Source organism: Sphingomonas sp. FG14 (genome assembly GCF_057809675.1).
In genome coordinates, this window is sequence record NZ_JBMDKK010000004.1 from 306,060 (window position 1) to 326,846 (window position 20,787).

A 20,787-nucleotide genomic window follows, 5' to 3' on the forward strand; every position below is an offset into this window, starting at 1 on the left:
AGGGAATGGAGAGGATGGCGACAGGGGAGGAGGTGGCGGTCGGCCAGGCGGTGCAACGCGTGGGCCGATATCGCTGGGTGATCTGCGGGTTGCTTTTCGCGGCGACGGCGATCAATTATGTCGATCGCCAGATGATTGGCGTGCTCAAGCCGACGCTGGAGGCCGAACTCGGCTGGACCCAGACCGATTATGCCAACATCGTCTTCTGGTTCCAGGTCGCCTACGCGATCGGCTATATCGGCTTCGGGCGCGTCGTTGACGTCATTGGCGCGCGGCTGGGCTACACCATCGCAATCGTGATCTGGACGATTGCGCATGTCGCGCATGGCGGCGTCCATTCGGTTACCCAATTCGCGCTGGCGCGCTTTGGCCTCGGCATCGGCGAATCGGGCAATTTTCCGGCGGGCATCAAGGCGGTGGCGGACTGGTTTCCGGCCAAGGAGCGCGCACTCGCGGTCGGCATCTTCAATGCCGGCGCCAATATCGGCGCGATCATCACGCCGTTGCTCGTGCCGATGCTGACGCTTGCCTATGGCTGGCGCATGGCCTTTGTGATCACCGGTATTTTCGGCGTGATCTGGGCGATCGCCTGGTGGGTGATCTATCGCCATCCCACCGAGCACAAGCGCGTCGGTGCGGCGGAACTCGCCTATATCCAGCAGGATCCGGCAGATCCGCCGGTGCAGGTCCGCTGGACCACGCTGATCGGCAAGCGCGAGACCTGGGCCTATGCGCTCGGCAAGTTCTTCATCGATCCGATCTGGTGGTTCTACCTGTTTTGGCTGCCGGGCTTCCTCGCCGATCGCTACGATCTCGATCTGCTCAGCTTCGGCCCGCCGCTTGTCGCCATCTATCTGCTGTCGGACGTCGGTTCGATCGCCGGAGGTTGGATGTCCTCACGCATGCTGCGCGCCGGCGCGAGCGTCAACCGGGCGCGCAAGCTGACGATGCTGATCTGCGCGATCGTGATCGTGCCCGTCTTCTTCTCCCAATATGTCGACAGCCTATGGCTCAACGTGCTGATCATCGGCATCGCGACCGCCGGGCATCAGGCATTTTCCGCGAATCTCTACACGTTGCCGTCGGATCTCTATCCTCGCTACGCCGTGGGTTCGGTGATCGGCATCGGTGGAACGGTGGGAGCGGTCGGCGGCATGATCTTCGCCAAATATGCGGGCTATGTCCTCGATCAGGTCGGCAGCTACGCGCCGCTGTTCGCGGTCGCCGGCACCGCCTATTTCGCGGCGCTGCTGGCGGTGCATCTCCTGTCACCCAGGCTTGAGCGGGTCTCCATCGACGCCTGAAGCGCGTCGCCTATTTCTTGACCGGATAGGCGATGATCAGCACCAGCGGATCGTCGCCGGTCTGGCGGATACCAACCTGCGCGCCGTCATAGAGATAGGCCGCCATGCCCGGCTTCAGCACACGGGTCACGCCGTCCGACGTCACGTCGCCTGACCCGGAAAGCACGTAATAGACCTCGTCATGCGCGATCGGGTGAATACCGATCGCGGCGTCGGGATGCAGCACGCGTTTGCGGAACTCCATCGTGCGCGGCTGCGGTACGGCGTCGCTGATGCGATAAGCCGTGCTCATGCCGATATTGCCGTGCGGCGGCGGCTCGTCGCGCATCACCTGGGCTTCTTCCACAACCACCATTGGCGGCACCGTCGGCGATGCGGCCTGCGCCAGCATCGTCAGCGCGGCCAGCGTTCCCGTCGCGAACACCATCGCTTTCCCTTCATGCTACCGGTTACCACAACCTATAGCAGCGGTGCGTCACGGATGAAGCGCAATCTTCTGTCAGGCTTGGTCCAGGCTCGCTTCGTCGAGCATGGCAAGTTGGGTCGCGCTCAGGTCAAGTGTCATCGCGCCGGCGATCTCTTCGAGTTGCGCCATGCTTGTGGCGCTGGCGATCGGTGCGGTGACACCTGGTTGCGCGGCGTTCCAGGCGAGGGCGACCTGCGCGGGCGTCGCTCCGGTTTCGCGCGCGACGGTGTCGAGCGCGGCGAGGACCGCCCAGCCATGCGCATTGAAATAACCGGCCACGCGGCTGCCGCGCTGGCTTTGCGTGAGATCGGCCCCCGGACGGTATTTTCCGGTCAGGAAGCCCGAAGCGAGCCCGTAATAGGGCAGAACCCCCAGCTCGCGATCGATGCAAAGCGCCTGCAGATCGCCTGCGAAGCCGTCCCGCTTGATCAGATTGAGCTCGGGCTGGAGCACCGTATAGGCGGCAAGCCCATTCGCCGCGCTGAAGTCGAGCGACTCCGCCAGCCGTTCGGCAGTGAAATTGGACGCGCCGAGCGCGCGGACCTTGCCCGCCTCGACCAATCGGGAAAAGGCGCCCAGCACGTCCGCGACCGGCGTGTCCGGATCGTCCCGATGCGCATAATAGAGGTCGATATAGTCGGTCCTGAGCCGCTTGAGCGAGGCATCGACCGCTGCTGCGATCCGCTCGGGCTTGAGCCCCGTGCCGCCATCGCCCGGCAGCATGCCTACCTTGGTCGCGATCAGCACGTCGTCGCGCCGGCCACGCCGGGCGAGCCAGTCGCCGATCGCGGTTTCCGATTCGCCGCCGACATGGCCAGGCACCCAGGCCGAATAGACGTCGGCGGTGTCGATCATCGTCCCGCCGCGCTCGATGAAACTCTCCAGGACCGCGCCGGAGCCGGCAGTCTCAACTGTCCATCCGAAGACGTTGCCGCCCAGCACCAGCCGCGGTGTCTTCAATCCGCTCGCACCCAGTGCGCGCATGTCGATCATTGGCCTCGCTCTTTCAAATGATCGGTCACCTTGCGAACGTCCTGCGATCGTCCGCGTGGCAGGATCAATATGTCGTTGCCGCTCGCCACCACGATCAGGTCATCGACGCCGACCAGCGCCACGCGGGGGCCGTCGCTGCGCACCAGGCAATTACGGCTGTCGATCAGGATCGCATCGCCATCGCACGCATTGTCGCTGGCATCGCATTCGCTGAGCGCGTGGAGCGCGTCCCAACTGCCAAGGTCTGACCAGCCCATGCTGACCGGCACGACCGCCACGCGCTCCGCCTTTTCCATCACCGCATAGTCGATCGAATCGCTCGGGGAGGCGGCGAAGCTCGCTTCATGCGGATGAATCCGCGCGCCAACATGCTCGGCGTCGCGCATCGCGGCCTGCACCGCAGCCAGCATGTCGGGCGCATGCACCGAAAGCGCGCCCAGGAAGACATCGGCGCGGAACAGGAAGATTCCGCCGTTCCAGGCATGGCCGCCGGTGGCCAGCATCGCCTCGGCCGTCGCGCGGTCGGGCTTTTCGACGAAGCGCAGGACGCGGTGGGCGCCCGTGGCGATCGATTCGCCGGTCTGGATATAGCCATAGCCGGTTTCCGGTGCATCGGGCTCGATGCCGAAGGTGACGAGCCAACCGTCATCGGCAAGTGGCAGCGCGGTTTCGATTGCGTCGCGGAATGCGCCGGGATTGGTGATGACATGGTCGCTCGGCATCACCAGCAAGACGCGCCCGGGATCGGCGGCAAGTGCCGCGAGCGCGATTGCCGGCGCCGTGTTGCGTCCCGCAGGTTCGAGGATCAAGGCCTGTGGGGTCACGCCGATGCGCGCGAGTTGAGCTTCGATCGCATCGGCATGCGCGGCATTGGCGACGATGATCGGCGGATCGAATCGCGCCGGATCGAGCGTCCGCCGTGCGGTCAGTTGCAGCATGGTCTCTTCGGCGGTGAGCGCCAGCAATTGCTTGGGATTCTCGGGGCGTGACATCGGCCAGAGCCGGGTTCCTGCCCCTCCGGACAGGACGACCGGGACGATGCGCGCGTTGTTCATAAGGCCGATGGACTCCCCCTTGCGATGTGGCTGACCGGTCTATCCGACTAAAGATTGCAGCCTGGCAAATGGTTGCAACCCCATCTTCAGGAAATTTTTGTCAATTTGAGCGACACTCCCCCTGTCGGATTATTTTACGGCACGGGCGAGCGAACGTGATCAGATTCTTCAAGCACTATATTCCGCATGCGGTGCTGCTGCTCGGCCTGCTCGATCTTGCCTTGCTGCTGACCGCCGCCGAACTCGGCTGGGTGGTCCGGCTGCGTCAGATCGACCAGTCGGTGCTGCCGATCGCGACGCGGCTGCCACAGTTGATCAGCTTCGCCGCCACGCTGCAACTCGCGATGATCGCGGTCGGCGTCTATGGCGCGGACGCGCTTCAGTCGCTGCGCTTCGCCGCCGCGCGCTTGCTCGTCGCGATTTCGATTGGCGTGCTGTTCCTTTCGGCGCTGTTCTTCCTGATTCCCGAACTCAGCCTGTGGCGGTCGAATCTGCTCTACGCGATGGCGTTCGCGACGGTTTTCCTGTTTGCCATGCGCATCCTGCTCGGCCAGGCGCTGGGCAGCCATGCGTTCAAGCGCCGACTGGTCGTTTTGGGTGCGGGTGCGCGCGCCGCCCGGGTCAAGGCCCTGGCGCAGAAGCCGGGCGCCGGCTTCGTCGTCGTCGGCTATGTCGGCATGAATGACGGGCCGCAGGAAATTCCCGAGGCGATCAACCGCGACGCGATCTACAATCTCGCCGATTATGTTGTGCTGCTCAACGCCAGCGAGGTCGTGCTGGCGCTTGAGGAACGCCGCAACGGCATGCCGCTCAAGGATCTGCTGCGGATCAAGACCACGGGAGTCCACGTCAACGAGATCTCGACCTTTCTCGAGCGCGAGACCGGCCGGGTCGATCTGGCAAGCGTCAATCCGAGCTGGCTGATCTTCTCCGACGGCTTTTCGTCGGGACGGCGGCTGTCGAGCATCGCCAAAAGGCTGTTCGATGTCACCGCCAGCCTGCTGCTTCTGGTGCTGAGCGCGCCGCTGATCCTGATCGCGGCGATCGCGGTGAAGCTGGAGAGCCGTGGCCCGGCCTTCTACCGCCAGGCGCGCGTGGGGTTGTTCGGTGAGGAGTTCAGCATCGTCAAACTCCGCTCGATGCGCACCGATGCCGAAAGTGACGGCAAGGCTGTGTTCGCGCAGAAGAACGATCCGCGCGTCACCCGCGTCGGCCGCTTCATCCGGAAGACCCGGATCGATGAGCTGCCGCAGACCTGGAGCGTGCTGAAGGGCGAGATGAGCTTCGTTGGCCCCCGCCCGGAACGGCGCCAGTTCGTCGAGGATCTCGAACAGAAGCTGCCCTATTATGCCGAGCGCCATATGGTGAAGCCGGGAATCACCGGCTGGGCGCAGATCAACTATCCCTATGGCGCCAGCCTGGAGGATAGTCGCCACAAGCTGGAATACGATCTCTACTACGCGAAGAACTACACGCCTTTCCTCGACCTGCTGATCCTGCTGCAAACCGCGCGCGTCGTGCTGTGGCCGGAAGGGGCGGGGGCGCGCTGAGGCGCGGGCGATGATCTCCACCATCGGAATCTGGAGCCACGCGGTCGCCGCCGGGCTGTTCGCGCTGCTTGCCGCCTGGCAGGCGCGGCGCGGCGTGGGCGGCGCGCAGGTGACCGCGCTGATCGGCGCACTCGCGCTGTCGGCGGTCTGGGCCTTCGCGGCGGCGGCGGCGGGGTCCTGGTCGGTGCTTGCCCAAGGCGCCGAAACCTTGCGCAACATGGGCTGGCTCGGTTTCATGTATCTGCTGTTGCGCCAGGGCCGGCGTGGCGACGAGAAGTTCGGCGTCACGCTGATCTATGTCGCGGTCGCGCTGCTCTGCGCGAGCCTGATGGCGGTCAATCTGGTTCCACTGGTGTTGGAGGTCGAGGGGCAGGGCGCTGATGCGCTGTTCGTCCTCTCGCTCGTGCTCAGGATGATGAGCGCTGTGGCGGCACTCGTGCTGGTCCACAATCTCTACACCGCCGCCGCGCCCGAGGCCCGCTGGGGTATCCGGCTCGCCATGTTCGGCCTGGCAGGCATGTGGCTCGTCGATCTCAACATCTATACGCTCACTTATCTTGGCCGTGGCTGGTCTGCGGAGGCGTTCATGTTGCGCGGCTGCGCGATGGTGATCGCGGCGCCCGTCTTCGGCTTCGCGCTTCGCCGTAACGAGCGCTGGCAGCTCCGCCTTTCGCGCACCGTAACCTTCCAGTCGCTCTCGCTGATCGCGCTGTGCGGCTATCTGGTGCTGACGGTCCTGATTGCCGGTGTGATCGAATCGATCAGCGGCGCGCTCGCCCGTACCATACAGGCCGGGTTCGTGATGACTGCGACGGTCGCCGCGCTCGCGATGCTGCCCTCGCCGCGCTTCCGCGCGTGGTTTCGCGTCAAGCTCGCCAAGCATTTCTTCCGGCATCGCTATGATTATCGCGCGGAGTGGATCCGTTTCACCGATACCCTCGGTCGTCCGGGCGAAGGCGCGGTGCCGCTCGACGTGCGCGTGATCAAGGCACTGGCGGACATCACCGAATCGCCGGGCGGTTTGCTGCTCGTTCCGGGCGAGGCGGGCGCGCTCGGCGTACAGGCGCAATGGAACTGGTCCGCGCTCGATGTGCAGGCGGTGGGCGGCGATGCTCGGCTCGTCGCACATCTTGCGAGCGGGCGGATCGTCGAGTTCGATACGCTCCGGGGCGACGATCCGCGTCATGACGACGAAGCGGCGCTGGTGCCGCAATGGATGCTTGGTGCGCCTGATGTCTGGGCATTGGTCCCGCTCGTCCATTTCGACCGCCTCCAGGGCGCGGTGCTGCTCGAACGCCCGCCCATCGACCGTTCGCTCGATTGGGAGGATTTCGATCTGCTGCGTATCGTCGGCCGCCAGGTCGCGAGCTATCTCGCCGAGGCGCGCGGCCAGGAAGCGTTGAGCGACGCCCGGCGTTTCGACGAATTCAATCGTCGCTTCGCGTTCATCATGCACGACATCAAGAATCTGGTGAGCCAGCTCAGCCTGGTCGCGCGCAATGCGGAGCGCCATGCCGACAATCCGGAATTCCGTGCTGATATGGTGGCGACGCTGCAATCGTCGGTCGGCAAGATGAACGATCTGCTCGCGCGGTTGTCGCAGCATAACAAGGCCAGGCATGAGGAGCCGCGCCGCGTGTCCGGCCGGCGCATCGTCGAGGCGGTGGCCGCGGCGCGCAATAATCAGCATCCCGTGGTCGTCATGTCGGCAAGCGATCCGATGATGGTTGCCGATCCCGCCCGTCTGGAACAGGCGCTGGGCCACCTTGTCCAGAACGCGATCGAAGCCAGTCCGGCGGGCGAACCGGTGTTGCTGTCGCTCGTCGACAAGGGTGAGGAGGTTGCGGTCGAGGTGCGCGATCGTGGCGCCGGCATGTCGCAGGAATTCGTCCGGTCCAGCCTGTTCAAGCCGTTCGCGTCGACGAAGGAAGGCGGCTTCGGCGTCGGCGCGTTCGAGGCGCGCACGCTGATCGCGGCGATGGGCGGCCGTATCGAAGTGGAAAGCCGTGAGGGCGAAGGCACAAGATTCATCGTGACGCTGCCGGCGGCGTCCAGAATACCGGAGATGCAATGACGATCGAGAAACCCAAGCTCCTTATCGTCGAGGATGACGAGGGGCTGCAGCGCCAGCTGCGCTGGGCTTATGACGATTATTCGGTGATCACCGTCGGCGATCGTGCGTCGGCGATCGCCGCGTTGCGCGCCGAGGAGCCGGCGGTGGTGACGCTCGACCTGGGCCTGCCGCCCGATCCCGACGGCACCAGCGAGGGTTTCGCCACCCTGGCCGAGATCCTCGCGCTCAAGCCCGATACCAAGGTGATCGTAGCCTCCGGCCATGGTGCGCGCGAAAGCGCGCTGCGGGCGATCGCGAGCGGCGCCTATGACTTCTATCAGAAGCCCGTCGATATCGACGAACTGGGGCTGATCGTCCGCCGCGCATTTCAGCTCCACGCGATCGAGGCGGAGAATGTGCGGCTGGCGCAGGCAGGCGGCAGCGACGCGACGGTATTGGGCGGGATGATCACTGCCGCGCCGGAAATGCTGAAGGTGGCGCGCACGATCGAGCGCGTCGCCACCGCCGACGTGTCGGTGATGCTGCTCGGCGCCAGCGGCACGGGCAAGGAACTGCTCGCGCGCGGTGTGCATCAGTCGAGTGGTCGTCGCGATGGCGCGTTCGTCGCGATCAATTGCGCCGCCATCCCGGAGAATCTGCTCGAAGCCGAGTTGTTCGGGCATGAAAAGGGCGCCTTCACCGGCGCGGTGAAGACCAATCAGGGCAAGATCGAACAGGCGCAGGGCGGCACGCTCTTCCTCGATGAGGTTGGGGACATTCCGTTGCCGCTTCAGGTCAAGCTGCTGCGTTTCCTGCAGGAACGCGTGATCGAGCGGATCGGCGGACGCGTTCTGATCGCGGTGGACACGCGCATCGTCTGTGCGACGCATCAGAATCTGGAGGTCATGATCGCCGATGGGCGCTTTCGTGAAGACCTGTTTTATCGGCTGGCCGAGATCGTCGTCCGCATTCCGTCGCTTGCCGAGCGGCCGGGCGATGCCCCGTTGCTTGCGCGCCACTTCCTGCTGCGCTTCGCGAAGGACATGAATCCGGCGGTGAAGGGGCTTGCGCCCGATGCGCTTTCGGCGATCGATTCGTGGAACTGGCCCGGCAATGTCCGCGAACTGGAGAACCGGATGAAGCGGGCGGTGATCATGGCCGATGGCCGGCTCGTCACCGCCGCCGATCTGGATCTGCCCGGTCAGGCGCGCAACGACGACGGAGATGTGATCAACCTCAAGACCGCGCGCGAGGCTGCCGATCGCAAGGCGATTCGCCGGGCGCTGGCGCGCAGCGAGGGCAATATCTCCAGCAGCGCCAAGCTGCTCGGGATCAGCCGGCCGACGCTGTACGACCTGCTCAAGCAATATGGCATGCAGGCCTGAACGATCCATGCGCCGCATCGCCGCCCTGACGACCGCGCTCGCCCTGCTTGCCGCACCCGCCCTGGCCGCGGACCGCGCCGCCGCCGATTCCGCCATGCGGCGCGCGGTGGCAGCGTTCGGTGGCGGCGATCCGCGCACGGCGCGCGTCGAGATGCAGAATGCGCTGAAGGCCGATCCCGGCTGGGGCGCCGCGCATGCGATGCAGGCCCGCATCCTGCTGGCGCTGGGTGACGGGCTGGGGGCGGAAGCGGAGCTTGAGCGCGCGCAGCGCGCCGGGGTTCCCGCAGCCGCGATATCGGCGTTCCTCGCCCATGCCCATGTGCTTAATGGTAATGGCGAGGCCGCGCTGGTCGCGCTCGATCGCGATCCTCCGCCCGCCGATCAGGCTGGTTATGCGACGCGCATACGCGCCCAGGCGTTCGCGGCCATGGGTGACATGGCCGCGGCCGAGACCGCGTTCGACCAATCGCTTGCGTTTGCCCCCAAGGATGTCGCGACCTGGGTCGCGCTCGGCCGGTTCCGCATGGACGTCGCGGATCAGGCGGGGGCGGTCGCGGCGGCCGATCGGGCGATGGCGATCGCTCCCCGATCGGTCGATGCGATGGTGCTCAAGGGCATTCTGGTCCGCAATCAATATGGGCTGGTGGCGGCCTTGCCGTGGTTCGAGCGTGCGGCCGAAATCGACCCGCAGGATGTGGACGCGCTGCTTGAGGCGGCGGCGACGCTTGGTGATCTTGGCCGCGCCCGTGACATGCTGGCGATGACGCGGCGTGCGCTGGCGCTCGATGGTCGTAATGTCCGCGCTTTCTATCTTCAGGCCGTGCTCGCGGCGCGCGCGCGCAATTTCGGCCTGGCGCGCTCGCTGCTCCAGCGGACGGGTGACGCGCTGGACGATATGCCCGGCGGCATGCTGCTCCAGGCCGTGCTCGAAATCGATTCGGGCAGCTACGAGCAGGCGATCGGGCGGCTCGACCGGCTGGTGTCGATGCAGCCGGACAATCTGCGCGTGCGCCGGTTGCTTGGAACGGCGCAGTGGCGTTCCGGCAATTATCGCGACGCCGTCGATGCGCTTCGCCCGATCGCCGATCGGCCCGACGCCGACGTCTATACGCTGACGGTGATGGGGCGCGCGCTTGAAGCGATCGACGCGCGCGACGAAGCCGCTCCCTATCTCGATCGCGCGTCGGCATCGGCGCCGCGCGGCGGCGCGCCTTTCGATGGGGGCGGCGATCTCGGCACACTCGCGCGCGACGCGGCGCTCGATCGCGGGGCGCCTGCTAGGATCCGCTATATCCGTGGTTTGCTTGCGGCGGGACGCGGGGATCAGGCTCTGGCGGAGGCGCGTGCGCTCCAGCGCGCCCATCCGGGGACGCCGGCGGCGCATATCCTGGTCGGTGACGCGCTCGGCGCGGTCGGACAGCCACTGGAGGCGGCGGACGCTTACCGGCTGGCCGCAAATATCAGCTTCAACGAACCCGTCGCGTTGCGCCTGATCGATGCGCTCGATCGCGGCGGACGTCGCCCCGACGCGATCGCGACGCTCAACCTGTTCCTCACGCAGAATCCGCGCAACGTCGCGGCGCTGCTGCTCGCCTCGGACTATTTCCAGGCTGCCGAACAATGGAGCGATTCGATCCGCATCCTCGAAGGGTTGCGCGCGCGCATCGGTAATCGCGACGCGCTGATCCTCAACAACCTGGCCTGGGGATGGTTTCGCAAAGGCGACGCGGACAAGGGGGTGGCCTATGCGGCGCGCGCCTATGCGCTCACTCCATCCAATCCGGCGGCGGCGGATACGTTCGGCTGGCTGTTGTTCGAAACCGACGCCGATCGTCGCGCCGGCATAGAATTGCTTGAAAAGGCGCGCGCGATCGCGCCGGCATCACCAGCCGTGCACTGGCATCTCGCCCAGGCCTATGCAGCGGTCGGCCGCAAGCCCGAGGCGATCGGCGCGGCGCGATCGGCGCTCGCTTCGCCTGGTTTCGGGCAGGCGGCGGAAGCGAAGGCGCTGATCTCCAAATTGTGAAGTGCCTGTACGAAAGGCAAAAAAAGGGCCGATCCAGAGGGACCGGCCTTTGAAAGTTTAGGAGAGGATGCCTGAAAGGCCCGTCCCTCTTGCGGCGCGGCGGCCGATCTCGCAAGTGCGAATGACACCGGTATGCGTGCAAAGATTGCAACCGTACGCAATTTTGCTGCGTGCCGACGCAATCATGCTCAGTGCGCCACGGAGGCTCCCCGCACGATTCCCGATGCCGAAAGCTGGGCATCGATCTGCGCCATCAGCCGCTCCAGGCCGGGTTCGTCACGGGCTTCGGCGCGCGCAACCAGAACGTCCTGGGTGTTCGATGCGCGCAGCAACCACCAGCCGTCGTCGGTGGAGACGCGTGCTCCGTCGGTGCGATCGACCCGGGCACCCTCGGCCTCCAGCCGGTCGAGCACTTCATCGACCACCGCGAACTTGCGGGATTCGTCGACCTGGAAGCGCAGCTCGGGCGTGTTGACCATCGCCGGCATCTCGTCCTTGAGCTGGGTCAGCGACTTGCCCGACATGCGTACCGCGCTCATCAGCCGCACCGCGCCATAGATCGCGTCGTCGAAGCCGTAATAGTCCCAGAAGAAGAAGATGTGGCCGCTCATCTCACCACCGAGGGGGGAATTCTCCTCTTTCATCTTCGCCTTCACCAGGCTGTGGCCGGTCTTCCACATCAGCGGTTTACCGCCCAGCGCGGCGATACGGTCGAACAGAGCCTGGCTGGTTTTCACGTCGGCGAGGATGGTGGCACCCGGATTGGCCTTCAGCACGGGTTCGGCGAGGATGCCGAGCAACTGATCGCCCCAGACGACGCGGCCCTTGCTGTCGATCGCGCCGATCCGGTCGCCGTCGCCGTCGAAGGCGACGCCGAAATCGAGCTGCTTCTCGGCGACGAGCGCCTTCAGATCGGCGAGGTTCTTTTCCTCGGTCGGGTCGGGATGATGGTTGGGGAAGCTCGCATCGACATCGGTGTAGAGCAGGTGATGCTCGCCGGGCAGCAGCTTCACGAGCTTCTCGATCACCGGGCCGGCGGCGCCGTTGCCCGCATCCCAGCCGATCCGATAGGCGCCGCCGGCATAGCCCGCGAGCAGCCGGCCGACATAATCGTCCATGATGTCGGCATTGGAAACCGTGCCCGATCCTTCGGCCCAGTCGCCTGCCGACGCGAGCCGGCCGATCTCCAGGATCTGTTCGCCGTAAAAGGGCGCGTGATGAATCACCATCTTGAAGCCGTTGTAATTGGCGGGGTTATGGCTGCCGGTGATCATGATGCCGCCATCGACCTCAAGCACGGCCTCCGCGTAGTAGAGCATCGGCGTCGGTCCCAGCCCGACGCGGACGACATCGATACCGCCTTCGTTCAGGCCGTTGATCAGCGCATTTTCGAGTGACGGAGAGGATTCGCGGCCGTCATAGCCCACCGCCACGCGCGTGCCCCCGGCCTTGCGGACGAGCGTCGCGAAGCTGCGGCCGATCGCATAGGCGTCCTTCGTGCCCAGCGTCTGGCCCACGATTCCGCGGATGTCATATTCGCGCAGCGTGGTGGGATCGAGGACATGGCTCATCGCTTCACTCCGTTACTCATGGGGCCGTGCCCCGCACTATCGGGATGGCGGCACAACGCGCGAACGCAGCAACAGGTCGCGCGCGGCGTTGATTTTTCCGGCGAGTTCGGCGCTGCCCCCGGCATCGGGGTGAACGCGCGCGATCAGCCGGCGGTGCGCCGCGCGAATCTGGTCGGGCGTGGCTTCGGCCGGCAAATCGAGCAGGCGCAAGGCCTCGGCGACGCTCATCGTCGGACGCGGCGTGCGACGGCTCATCTTGCCGCGCCACCAGAACCAGATCAGCAGGCCGATCCCGGCAAGGAGGATCAGCTTCGCCATGTCAGAGCGCGAGCTCGCCCTGCGCCTGGGGCAGTTCGAGCGCGGAGATCATCTCGCGCAGTTCCTGCCGGGCGGCGATATGGCTGATGCCAAGCTCACCCAGTTCCTCCAGGTCGAGCAAGGTGATGCCGCGCGGAAACAATTCGCGATAGATCACGCGCTCGCCAAGGCCAGGAATCACGCGGAAGCCCACGCGCCGCGACAATTCGGCGACGGCATTTCCGACGCGGCGCATGTTGCGCGCCTCGACATGCTGAAGGCGATTGCGCAGCACCACCCAGTCGACCGTCGCGCCATCGGCGCGCGCGCGCAATTTGCGCTGGTCCCAGATCAGTTCCGCATAGAAGCTGGGGCGCTTGACCTTGAATGTCTCCGGGTCGACCTGGCCGATCAGGTCCAGATCGATGAAGCTGTCGTTGATCGGCGTCACCAGCGTGTCGGCCATCGCGATCGCTGCGCGCGCGACGTCGTCATCGCGCCCCGGCGTATCGATGATCAGGAATTCCTTGCCTTCGCCAAGCGTCGCCACCGCCGCTTCGAGCGCGGGCACCGTCAGCGGATCGAGCACGCCGTGAACGGGCAGAATCAGGTCGACCGACTCACGACGCACCGTCTCCGCGCGATTGTCCAGATAGCGGCCCAGTGTCCGCTGCCGGGTATCGAGGTCGAGCGCCGCGACGCGGCGGCCGGCCTTGGCCAGGCCGATCGCGGTATGGACCGCGGTCGTCGATTTGCCGCTGCCCCCTTTTTCGTTCGCAAAGACGATCAGATGCACGCCATTCACCGCCATGTAGCGATCGGGCCCCCTAGCCACTTGATTCCAGAAGACGCCCCCCGCAAAGAGCGCGTCCCGGCCATATCGGAGGCAAGGCAGGCGTGCAAACGGTCCGTGATCTCGAAAAGCTGCGCGCCGCGATCGCGGCGTTCCGCGCCGAGGGATTGTCGGTTGCGCTGGTGCCTACCATGGGCGCTCTCCATGCTGGGCATATGGCGCTGGTCGAAGCAGCGAAAGCGCGCGCCGATCGCGTCGTCACGTCGATCTTCGTCAATCCCAGGCAGTTCGGCCCCAATGAGGATCTCTCGCGTTATCCGCGTCGGGAGCGTGCCGATGCGGACATGCTGGAGGCGGCGGGTTGCGCGCTGTTGTGGATGCCGTCCGTGGAGGTCATGTACCCGGCGAGCTTCGCCACGACGGTTTCGGTGACCGGCGTTAGCGACGGGCTCGACGGCGCGTCGCGCCCCGGCCATTTTGACGGTGTCGCGACCGTCGTGTCCAAGCTGTTCAATCAGGTCCGGCCCGATTTCGCGCTGTTCGGGGAAAAGGACTACCAGCAGCTCGCGGTGATCCGCCGCATGGTCGACGATCTCGACATGGATATCGAGATCGTCGGCGTGCCGACGCAGCGCGACGAGGATGGCCTGGCGCTGTCGTCGCGCAATATCTACCTGACCGAGCCGGAACGTGAAGCCGCGCGCATGCTGCCGCGCGCGCTTGGCGAGGCGGCGCGCGCCATCAGCGGCGGAACGCCGGTGGCCGCGGCGCTCGGACGCGCCGAGGCGGCGCTCGCCAGGGCCGGATTTGATCCGATCGATTATGTCGCGCTTTGCGATGCCGAAACGCTCCAGCCGGTGGACAGTCTAGAAAGGCCGGCGCGTCTGATGGCGGCCGCCAGGATCGGCGGTACCCGTCTGATCGACAATCTGGCCGTCGAGGCGGAACCGGTAGCGCAATAATCCCGTTTTTCCCCGGAAAAACAAAGTGAAGATGCGTTAACTATTTCTTTAAACCATATGATGGATTGTGCCCTTGGGCCGAAAGGCTGAACAGGGGTGTGGGAACATGGGACATAGCGCGGAGCTTGAACGCTTCTTCATCGAAAGCCGCCTTGCCGATGCTGGCCGCGGCGATCCGGATGCCTGCCTGGAACTGGGCATGGCCTATTCGTCGGGATCGGGAAACACGATCGTCGATCTGATCCAGGCGCACAAATGGTTCAACCTCGCCGCGTTGCGCGGCAGCCATGAAGCGCAGGGCTGGCGGGCCGAAATAGCCGGGGAAATGAGCCCGCGCGAGATCGCCGAGGCGCAGCGCCAGGCACGCGCCTGGCTCAACGAGACGGCGCGCCACGCGGCTTGAGCGCCGACCCCATCGTAAAAGGGGTCAGCAGGATTTCCTGAAGGGGCCGAGTTCGGCGAGCGCGCCGATATCCTGCGATACGGCATCGCGCTCGCGGCGCAGAAAGTCGGCGATCGCCGCGCGAAAGCCGCGATCGGCGATGTAGTGCGCCGAATAGGTCGGCACCGGTTCATAGCCCCGCGCCAGCTTGTGGCCGCCTTGGGCGCCGGCTTCGACGCGATCGAGGCCGCGTGCGATCGCCGCGTCGATCGCCTGATAATAGCAGAGCTCGAAATGGAGGAAGGGCACTTCCTCGACACAGCCCCAATAGCGGCCGTACAGCGTGTCTCCGCCGATCAGGTTGAGCGCGCCCGCGATCGGCCTGCCGTCGCGCAGCGCCAGGATCAGCAGCAGCGCATCGGGCATGCGTTCGCCGAGCAGCGTGAAGAAGTCGCGTGTCAAATAGGGGCGCCCCCATTTGCGCGCGCCGGTATCCTGATAGAATTGCCAGAACGCATCCCAGTGGCGCAGTTCGATCGCATCGCCCTGGAGATGGACGATGTCCAACCCCGCGACGGCGGCTGCGCGCTCCTTGCGGATCGCCTTGCGCTTGCGTGACGCCAGCGCGTCGAGGAAGTCGTCGAAGCCGCGATAGCCGCGATTCTGCCAGTGGAACTGGCTGTCGGTACGGATCAGCCAGTCCGCCGCTTCGAACAGCGGCACCTGATCGGGCGCGATGAAGGTGGCATGGGCCGAACTCAGTTCGTTCTGAGTCACGATCGCCTCCGCAGCCGCAATCAGCCGCGGCGCGACGGCGGGATCGCGCATCAGCAGGCGCGGCCCGGGCACGGGGGAAAAGGGAACCGCGATCTGCAGCTTGGGGTAATAGCGCCCGCCCGCCCGCTCCCAGGCATCGGCCCAGCTATGGTCGAACACATATTCGCCCTGGCTGTGGCTCTTGGCGTAAGCCGGCAGCGCCCCGGCCAGCCGGCCGTCATCATCGTCGACGGCGATCGGCACGGGCTGCCAGCCGGCGGCCGCGCCGACGCTGCCCGAATCTTCCAGCGCGCTCAGGAAGCCATGCGATACGAAGGGATTCGCATCGCCGGCGCAGGCATTCCAGGCATCGGCGTCGAAATCGCCGACGCCCTGTCCGATGCGGGCGACGAAGTCGTCATTCATCGGCGGGCGCCGGCGTCGATCCCGCCCGAATCGCGCAGCCATCATCCATGCGGGGATTGCGGTGGCGGCGTGATGCGAACGGACCTGTGGGCATATGGCCTATATGGGGTCAGGCGGGCTTGACCGCCACGATCGCATCGACTTCGACGGCGGCGCCCAGCGGCAGGGCGGGCACGCCAACGGCGCTGCGCGCATGCTTGCCGGCATCGCCGAACACCGCCTGCATCAGTTCCGACGCGCCGTTGGCGACCTTGGGCTGCTCGGTGAAATGCGGATCGCTGGCGACGAACACGCCCAGCTTGACGACGCGCTCGACGCGATCGAGCGAACCCAGCGCCTGTTCCATCTGCGCCAGCAGCATCAGCGCGCAGTTGCGCGCGGCTTCGTAACCGAATTCGACATTGACGTCCTCGCCGACGCGGCCAGTCATCAGGTCGCCCCCGCGGAAGGGGAGCTGGCCCGAGATATGGAGGAGCCCGCCGATTTCGACGGCGGGAACATAGGCAGCGATCGGGGCGGCCGGCTTGGGCAGCTTCAGGCCGAGTTCCTCGAGCTTCTTGGCAGGCGTATCAGTCATGATCTGGGCTCCGTCTTTGGGGAGGGGTGGTCGGAAAGGTGAAGGGCTTCAGCGCACAAGAGGGGCGGGAGCGAGCTTTTCCGCTATCCACCGCCGCGCCTCGCTCCAGTCGTCGATGCGGACATGCGCGGCGGGGGCTGGCGGCACCGCAGGCGCCAGGCTGGGTTCGGCGATCATATGCAGCCGCCAGACATCGGGCGCCTCGTCGGCTACAGATTGATGATGATGCGCGAGATCATCGACGAAAACCGCCGCGCTCGGCGCATATTCGTCGAGCAGCGTACGTACTGGCGCGCCCTTGCCGCCCTGATTGGTGACGACTCGGAAATCGATGCCGAAACCGCGCAACTGCGCCACGCGATGCGGCTGGCGATGATCCTCCAAATTGGTGAGCACGACGATGTCGGCATAGGCCGAAATCTCCGCCAGCGCCTCGCGCGCATGGGGCACCAGCGTCTGGCGGTGCATCTCGGTATCGAAAAAGCCGCCGAGCAGCGGCCACATCTCTGTGCGCGACAGATATTCGCCATCGGCGCGGCGTCGCATCGCGCGAGAGAAATCGCCGCCATCGGGCGAGAAATCGATCGCATGCGTTTCTCCCAGCCATGCGCCGAAATGGCTGACCATGTGGAGCAGCACTTCATCGCAGTCGGTGATCAGCAGCGGCCGGCTCATGCGTCGAGCATCCTGCGCGTCTCCACCAGGATCAGCGGCTTCACCTCAAGCGCGGCGGCGCAGGCGATCAGATCGGGCTCATGCGCCTCGAGAAAGGCGAGCACCGCTGAAAGCAATGCACGATCGCCCGCGCGGGCGCGCAGATCGTCGGCGGTCAGCCCGGTCACGCTCAGCAGCCGATCGGCGCGCGCGGGCTCGTTCAGCGTCCAGACCAGCGCGGAGAGCGCCAGCGCCTCTGCATTTGTCTCGGGGCCTGCCATCGCCTAGAGCATCTCCATTGCATCGAAGAGGCTGGGACGTGGCAAAAAGGGTGCTCGTTGTCGAGGACAACGAACTCAATCTCAAACTTTTCTGTGATCTGCTGCGTGCCCATGACCACGAAGCGGAACCGGTTCGCGACGGCCGCGAGGCTGTGGACCGCGCGCGCGCCTTTTCGCCAGACCTGATCATCATGGATATCCAACTGCCCTATGTCAGCGGGCTCGACCTGATCCGCACGATCAAGGCCGACGATGCGCTGAAGCGGATTCCGGTGATGGCGGTGACCGCCTATGCCGCGCATGGCGACGAAGAGCGCATCCGGGAAGCGGGCGCGGAGGCTTATGTATCCAAGCCGATCTCGGTGATGAAGTTCATCGGCGAGGTAAGCGGGCTGCTATAGGCCCCGCAACCTCGCAAAGCCGATCTTTTCAAGATATCCGGACATGACAAAGGGCGAGCGCATGCGCGGCCCGCCCCGTCTTCCTTTCCGTCATCCATCCGCGTGCGGATGGATGCGAAGGATCACTTGATCTTGGCTTCCTTGAACTCGACGTGCTTGCGCGCGACGGGATCATATTTGCGGAAGGACAGCTTCTCGGTCTGGGTGCGCGGATTCTTCTTGGTGACGTAGAAGAAGCCGGTGCCTTCCGAGCTGACGAGCTTGATCTTGACGGTGGTTGGCTTGGCCATGACCCGAAACCCTTATGCGAATCTGAATTCAGCGAATCTGAAAAAGAAAAGCGGCGAAAACCGCCGCTCGTTCAAGGGCGGCCCAATGCGCGATGGGGGCTCGATTGTCAACCGCTTTAGCGCGGAGGAACGCGGCGGTTGTCGACCCTGAAGCCGCATTTGCCGAGTCGAGCCGATTCGATGCGGTCTGGCGGTGGCTCTTCCCGCGCGATAAGCAATCGTCACAAAGAGATAAAGGAGAGCCTCCCGATATGCGTGCCTATCTGAATACCCTGCCACTCGTCCTGATCCTCGCGGCCTGCGGTCCGGCGACCAAGACCGCCGAGCCTGTCGATGCGGCCGCGCTCCATGAAAAGCTGCTCGTGCTCGACACCCATCTCGATACGCCCGCCAATTTCGGCCGGCTTGGGTGGGACATCGCGCAGCGGCACACGATGGCCGACGACATGACGCAGGTCGATCTGCCGCGCATGAAGCAGGGCGGCCTCGATGGCGGCTTCTGGGTGATCTATACTGCACAGGGGCCGCTGACCGCCAAGGGCTTCGCCGACGCGAAGGCGTTCGCGCTCAAGCGTTCGGACGAGATCGCGGCGATTGTCGCCAAGAATCCCGACACGATGGCGCTCGCGACCACCGCCGACGACGCGCAGAAGATCGCCGCCTCGGGCAAGGTGATTGTCTATCAGAGCATCGAGAACAGCTATCCGCTGGGTGAGGATCTGTCGCTGCTCGGCGAATTCTACCGCCGCGGCGTGCGCATGGCTGGCCCTGTCCATAGCGCCGACAACCAGTTCGCGGACAGCACCACGGGCAAGGCGCGCTGGGGTGGACTGAGCCCGCTCGGCAAGCAATGGGTGGCGGAGATGAACCGGCTGGGCATGGTGATCGACGGCAGCCATTCGTCGGATGCCACGCTCGATCAGATGCTGGCGCTGTCCAAGACGCCGATCATCCTGTCGCATTCGGGGCCGAAGGCGGCGAACGATCATCCCCGCAATCTCGACGATGGCCGGATCAAGGCGGTGGCGGCCAAGGGCGGGGTGATCCAGATCAACAGCATCTTCCTGGCGCCGCTCAACAGCACGCCCGAGCGTGATGCGCTCGATGCGCGCAAGGAAAAACTGGCCACGATGACACCCGAGGAGCAGCGCAAGCTTGCGGCGGACTATGCCGCGCTAGATGCCAAAGCGCCTTATCAGGATGCCAGCTTCGAGAATTTCATGGCGTCGATGCTGCATGTGCTGAAGCTGGTCGGCGCCGATCATGTCGGCATGGGCGCCGATTGGGATGGCGGCGGCGGCGTCAAGGGCATGGAAGATGTCTCGCTGTTGCCCAAGATCACCGCGCGACTGCTCAAGGAAGGTTATTCGGAAACCGATATCGCCAAGATCATGGGCGGCAACACGCTGCGGGTTCTCCGCAAGGCGGAAGAAGCCAGGGGCAAATAGACGCGGTTCCGCGGGCCACGCCTATGGCGCGGCCCCGCCCGTTCCGTTGTGCTTGCTGGATGTCGAGAAAGGGCATAGCCTTCTTCCGGACGCTTGGGAGAGGGTGTCGCCATGACGAGAAATCTGTTGTTCGCGCTTCCGGCCGCGGCGCTCGCCGTGGCCGTGCAAGCTTCTGCGCAAGAGGCGCCTAAGCCCCCCGCGGCGGTGGCTGTCGCGACGCCGCAGGCGGAAGTCGTCGATATCGGGATCGACAAGACCATGCGCATGACGGTGCCGGTCAGCATCGGCGGTGCTGGGCCCTTCGCCTTTCTGGTCGATACCGGCGCGGAGCGCACCGTGATCTCGCGTGAGCTTGCCGATCGGCTGGCGCTCAGCGATGCGGGATCGGCGCTGGTCCATTCGATGACGGGCAGCGAACGGGTGACCACGGTGCTGATCCCGTCGCTCAAGGTCAGCGCGAATCCGACCACGGACATCCGCGCGCCCGCATTCGCTCAGCAGCATATCGGCGCATCGGGCCTGATCGGCATCGACAGCCTGCGCGATCAGCGCGTCACGCTTGATTTCAAGGCGGGCACGATGACGATCACGCCGGGGCAGAAGACCAGCGATCGCCATGACCCGGACGAGATCATCGTCACCGCGCGGCGGCGTGCCGGCCAGCTTATCCTGACAGGGGCAACGCTCAACGGCTCGCGCGTCGATGTCATCATCGACACGGGCGCGCAGGTATCGGTCGGCAATGGAGCACTCCGCCGGCGGTTGATGGAGCGCAATCCGCGCACTCCCCCGAAGTCGATCGAATTGATCAGCGTCACCGGCGGGCGCGCCGAAGCCAGCTATACCAGCGTGCGCGAGATCAAGCTGGGCGGGGCTACCATCAACAACATGCCGATCGCCTTCGCCGACGCGCCGATCTTCCGCACGCTCGATCTGACCCGGCGTCCGGCGATCCTGCTCGGCATGGATGCGCTGCGCATGTTCGATCGCGTCTCGGTCGATTTCGCGAATCGCCGGATCAGGCTGCTCCTGCCCGATGGCGCGGGGCGCAATACGGGCACGCGGATGGCGGCAAACACACGAAATTCGGAACCGGGACGCATGCCCGCGATTTGAT

The 20,787-nt window shown here is 65.3% G+C and carries 21 protein-coding genes; 10 read left to right on the plus strand and 11 right to left on the minus strand.

Annotated elements, in window-relative coordinates; genetic code table 11:
• Positions 1-14 precede the first annotated feature (14 nt).
• Positions 15-1,304, plus strand: a complete 1,290-nt coding sequence (locus tag ACODTA_RS16640; RefSeq protein ID WP_489067078.1) for an MFS transporter — start codon at positions 15-17, stop codon at positions 1,302-1,304.
• Positions 1,305-1,314: 10 nt separating this feature from the next.
• Here ACODTA_RS16640 and ACODTA_RS16645 read toward each other — a convergent pair whose 3' ends face one another.
• The 3 genes from ACODTA_RS16645 to ACODTA_RS16655 form a co-directional block, all read right to left on the minus strand.
• The gene (locus ACODTA_RS16645) at positions 1,315-1,731 is read right to left on the minus strand and encodes a cupin domain-containing protein (protein WP_489067079.1); all 417 of its coding nucleotides are present in this window, start codon (positions 1,729-1,731) and stop codon (positions 1,315-1,317) included.
• Between the two features lie 72 nt (positions 1,732-1,803).
• The gene (locus tag ACODTA_RS16650) at positions 1,804-2,763 is read right to left on the minus strand and encodes an aldo/keto reductase (RefSeq protein WP_489067081.1); all 960 of its coding nucleotides are present in this window, start codon (positions 2,761-2,763) and stop codon (positions 1,804-1,806) included.
• Entirely contained in the window at positions 2,760-3,818 is a 1,059-nt protein-coding gene (locus ACODTA_RS16655; RefSeq protein ID WP_489067082.1) for a mannose-1-phosphate guanylyltransferase/mannose-6-phosphate isomerase, read from the minus strand. Before ACODTA_RS16655 ends, ACODTA_RS16650 begins: the two co-directional genes overlap by 4 nt.
• 155 nt (positions 3,819-3,973) lie before the next feature.
• On the opposite strand from ACODTA_RS16655, the gene ACODTA_RS16660 reads away from it, so the two are divergent.
• Genes ACODTA_RS16660 through ACODTA_RS16675 form a run of 4 tightly spaced genes read left to right on the plus strand, consistent with a single transcriptional unit; the run spans position 3,974 to position 10,832 of the window.
• The gene (locus ACODTA_RS16660; protein WP_489067083.1) at positions 3,974-5,368 is read left to right on the plus strand and encodes a TIGR03013 family XrtA/PEP-CTERM system glycosyltransferase; all 1,395 of its coding nucleotides are present in this window, start codon (positions 3,974-3,976) and stop codon (positions 5,366-5,368) included.
• A 10-nt stretch (positions 5,369-5,378) separates the two neighbouring features.
• The gene (gene prsK / locus ACODTA_RS16665) at positions 5,379-7,442 is read left to right on the plus strand and encodes an XrtA/PEP-CTERM system histidine kinase PrsK (protein ID WP_489067084.1); all 2,064 of its coding nucleotides are present in this window, start codon (positions 5,379-5,381) and stop codon (positions 7,440-7,442) included.
• Entirely contained in the window at positions 7,439-8,806 is a 1,368-nt protein-coding gene (gene prsR / locus ACODTA_RS16670) for a PEP-CTERM-box response regulator transcription factor (protein WP_489067085.1), read from the plus strand. Before prsK ends, prsR begins: the two co-directional genes overlap by 4 nt.
• 7 nt (positions 8,807-8,813) lie before the next feature.
• The gene (locus tag ACODTA_RS16675; protein WP_489067086.1) at positions 8,814-10,832 is read left to right on the plus strand and encodes a tetratricopeptide repeat protein; all 2,019 of its coding nucleotides are present in this window, start codon (positions 8,814-8,816) and stop codon (positions 10,830-10,832) included.
• Positions 10,833-11,020: 188 nt separating this feature from the next.
• Here ACODTA_RS16675 and pgmG read toward each other — a convergent pair whose 3' ends face one another.
• Genes pgmG through ACODTA_RS16690 form a run of 3 tightly spaced genes read right to left on the minus strand, consistent with a single transcriptional unit; the run spans position 11,021 to position 13,511 of the window.
• Positions 11,021-12,403, minus strand: coding sequence for a phosphoglucomutase/phosphomannomutase PgmG (gene pgmG, locus ACODTA_RS16680; protein WP_489067087.1), 1,383 nt, complete (start codon positions 12,401-12,403; stop codon positions 11,021-11,023).
• A 36-nt stretch (positions 12,404-12,439) separates the two neighbouring features.
• Entirely contained in the window at positions 12,440-12,721 is a 282-nt protein-coding gene (locus tag ACODTA_RS16685; RefSeq protein ID WP_489067088.1) for a J domain-containing protein, read from the minus strand.
• Between the two features lies 1 nt (position 12,722).
• The gene (locus tag ACODTA_RS16690) at positions 12,723-13,511 is read right to left on the minus strand and encodes a division plane positioning ATPase MipZ (RefSeq protein ID WP_489067127.1); all 789 of its coding nucleotides are present in this window, start codon (positions 13,509-13,511) and stop codon (positions 12,723-12,725) included.
• An 86-nt stretch (positions 13,512-13,597) separates the two neighbouring features.
• Between ACODTA_RS16690 and panC the strand changes: the two genes are divergently transcribed.
• Together panC and ACODTA_RS16700 are read left to right on the plus strand one after the other, a co-directional pair.
• Positions 13,598-14,455, plus strand: coding sequence for a pantoate--beta-alanine ligase (panC, locus tag ACODTA_RS16695; protein ID WP_489067090.1), 858 nt, complete (start codon positions 13,598-13,600; stop codon positions 14,453-14,455).
• A gap of 106 nt (positions 14,456-14,561) precedes the next feature.
• Entirely contained in the window at positions 14,562-14,858 is a 297-nt protein-coding gene (locus ACODTA_RS16700; RefSeq protein ID WP_489067091.1) for a hypothetical protein, read from the plus strand.
• A gap of 24 nt (positions 14,859-14,882) precedes the next feature.
• Here ACODTA_RS16700 and ACODTA_RS16705 read toward each other — a convergent pair whose 3' ends face one another.
• From ACODTA_RS16705 to ACODTA_RS16720, 4 genes are all read right to left on the minus strand, one after another.
• Positions 14,883-16,019 carry a GNAT family N-acetyltransferase gene (locus ACODTA_RS16705; RefSeq protein ID WP_489067093.1) on the minus strand — a complete coding sequence of 379 codons (1,137 nt, stop codon included), beginning with the start codon at positions 16,017-16,019 and terminating at the stop codon, positions 14,883-14,885.
• A 109-nt stretch (positions 16,020-16,128) separates the two neighbouring features.
• Positions 16,129-16,596, minus strand: a complete 468-nt coding sequence (locus ACODTA_RS16710; RefSeq protein WP_489067094.1) for a RidA family protein — start codon at positions 16,594-16,596, stop codon at positions 16,129-16,131.
• A 48-nt stretch (positions 16,597-16,644) separates the two neighbouring features.
• Positions 16,645-17,271, minus strand: a complete 627-nt coding sequence (locus ACODTA_RS16715) for an HAD family hydrolase (RefSeq protein WP_489067095.1) — start codon at positions 17,269-17,271, stop codon at positions 16,645-16,647.
• Positions 17,268-17,531 (minus strand): DUF3572 family protein, encoded by a 264-nt coding sequence (locus ACODTA_RS16720; protein WP_489067096.1) that lies wholly within the window; start codon positions 17,529-17,531, stop codon positions 17,268-17,270. Before ACODTA_RS16720 ends, ACODTA_RS16715 begins: the two co-directional genes overlap by 4 nt.
• Before the next feature lie 38 nt (positions 17,532-17,569).
• Here ACODTA_RS16720 and ACODTA_RS16725 point away from each other — a divergent pair, with 38 nt between their 5' ends.
• Positions 17,570-17,932 (plus strand): response regulator, encoded by a 363-nt coding sequence (locus ACODTA_RS16725; protein ID WP_222991749.1) that lies wholly within the window; start codon positions 17,570-17,572, stop codon positions 17,930-17,932.
• 122 nt (positions 17,933-18,054) lie between these two features.
• Here ACODTA_RS16725 and rpmG read toward each other — a convergent pair whose 3' ends face one another.
• Positions 18,055-18,222, minus strand: coding sequence for a 50S ribosomal protein L33 (gene rpmG, locus ACODTA_RS16730; RefSeq protein WP_222991748.1), 168 nt, complete (start codon positions 18,220-18,222; stop codon positions 18,055-18,057).
• A 251-nt stretch (positions 18,223-18,473) separates the two neighbouring features.
• Here rpmG and ACODTA_RS16735 point away from each other — a divergent pair, with 251 nt between their 5' ends.
• Positions 18,474-19,670 carry a dipeptidase gene (locus ACODTA_RS16735; RefSeq protein WP_489067097.1) on the plus strand — a complete coding sequence of 399 codons (1,197 nt, stop codon included), beginning with the start codon at positions 18,474-18,476 and terminating at the stop codon, positions 19,668-19,670.
• A gap of 111 nt (positions 19,671-19,781) precedes the next feature.
• Positions 19,782-20,786, plus strand: coding sequence for an aspartyl protease family protein (locus ACODTA_RS16740; RefSeq protein WP_489067098.1), 1,005 nt, complete (start codon positions 19,782-19,784; stop codon positions 20,784-20,786).
• Position 20,787: the final 1 nt, after the last annotated feature.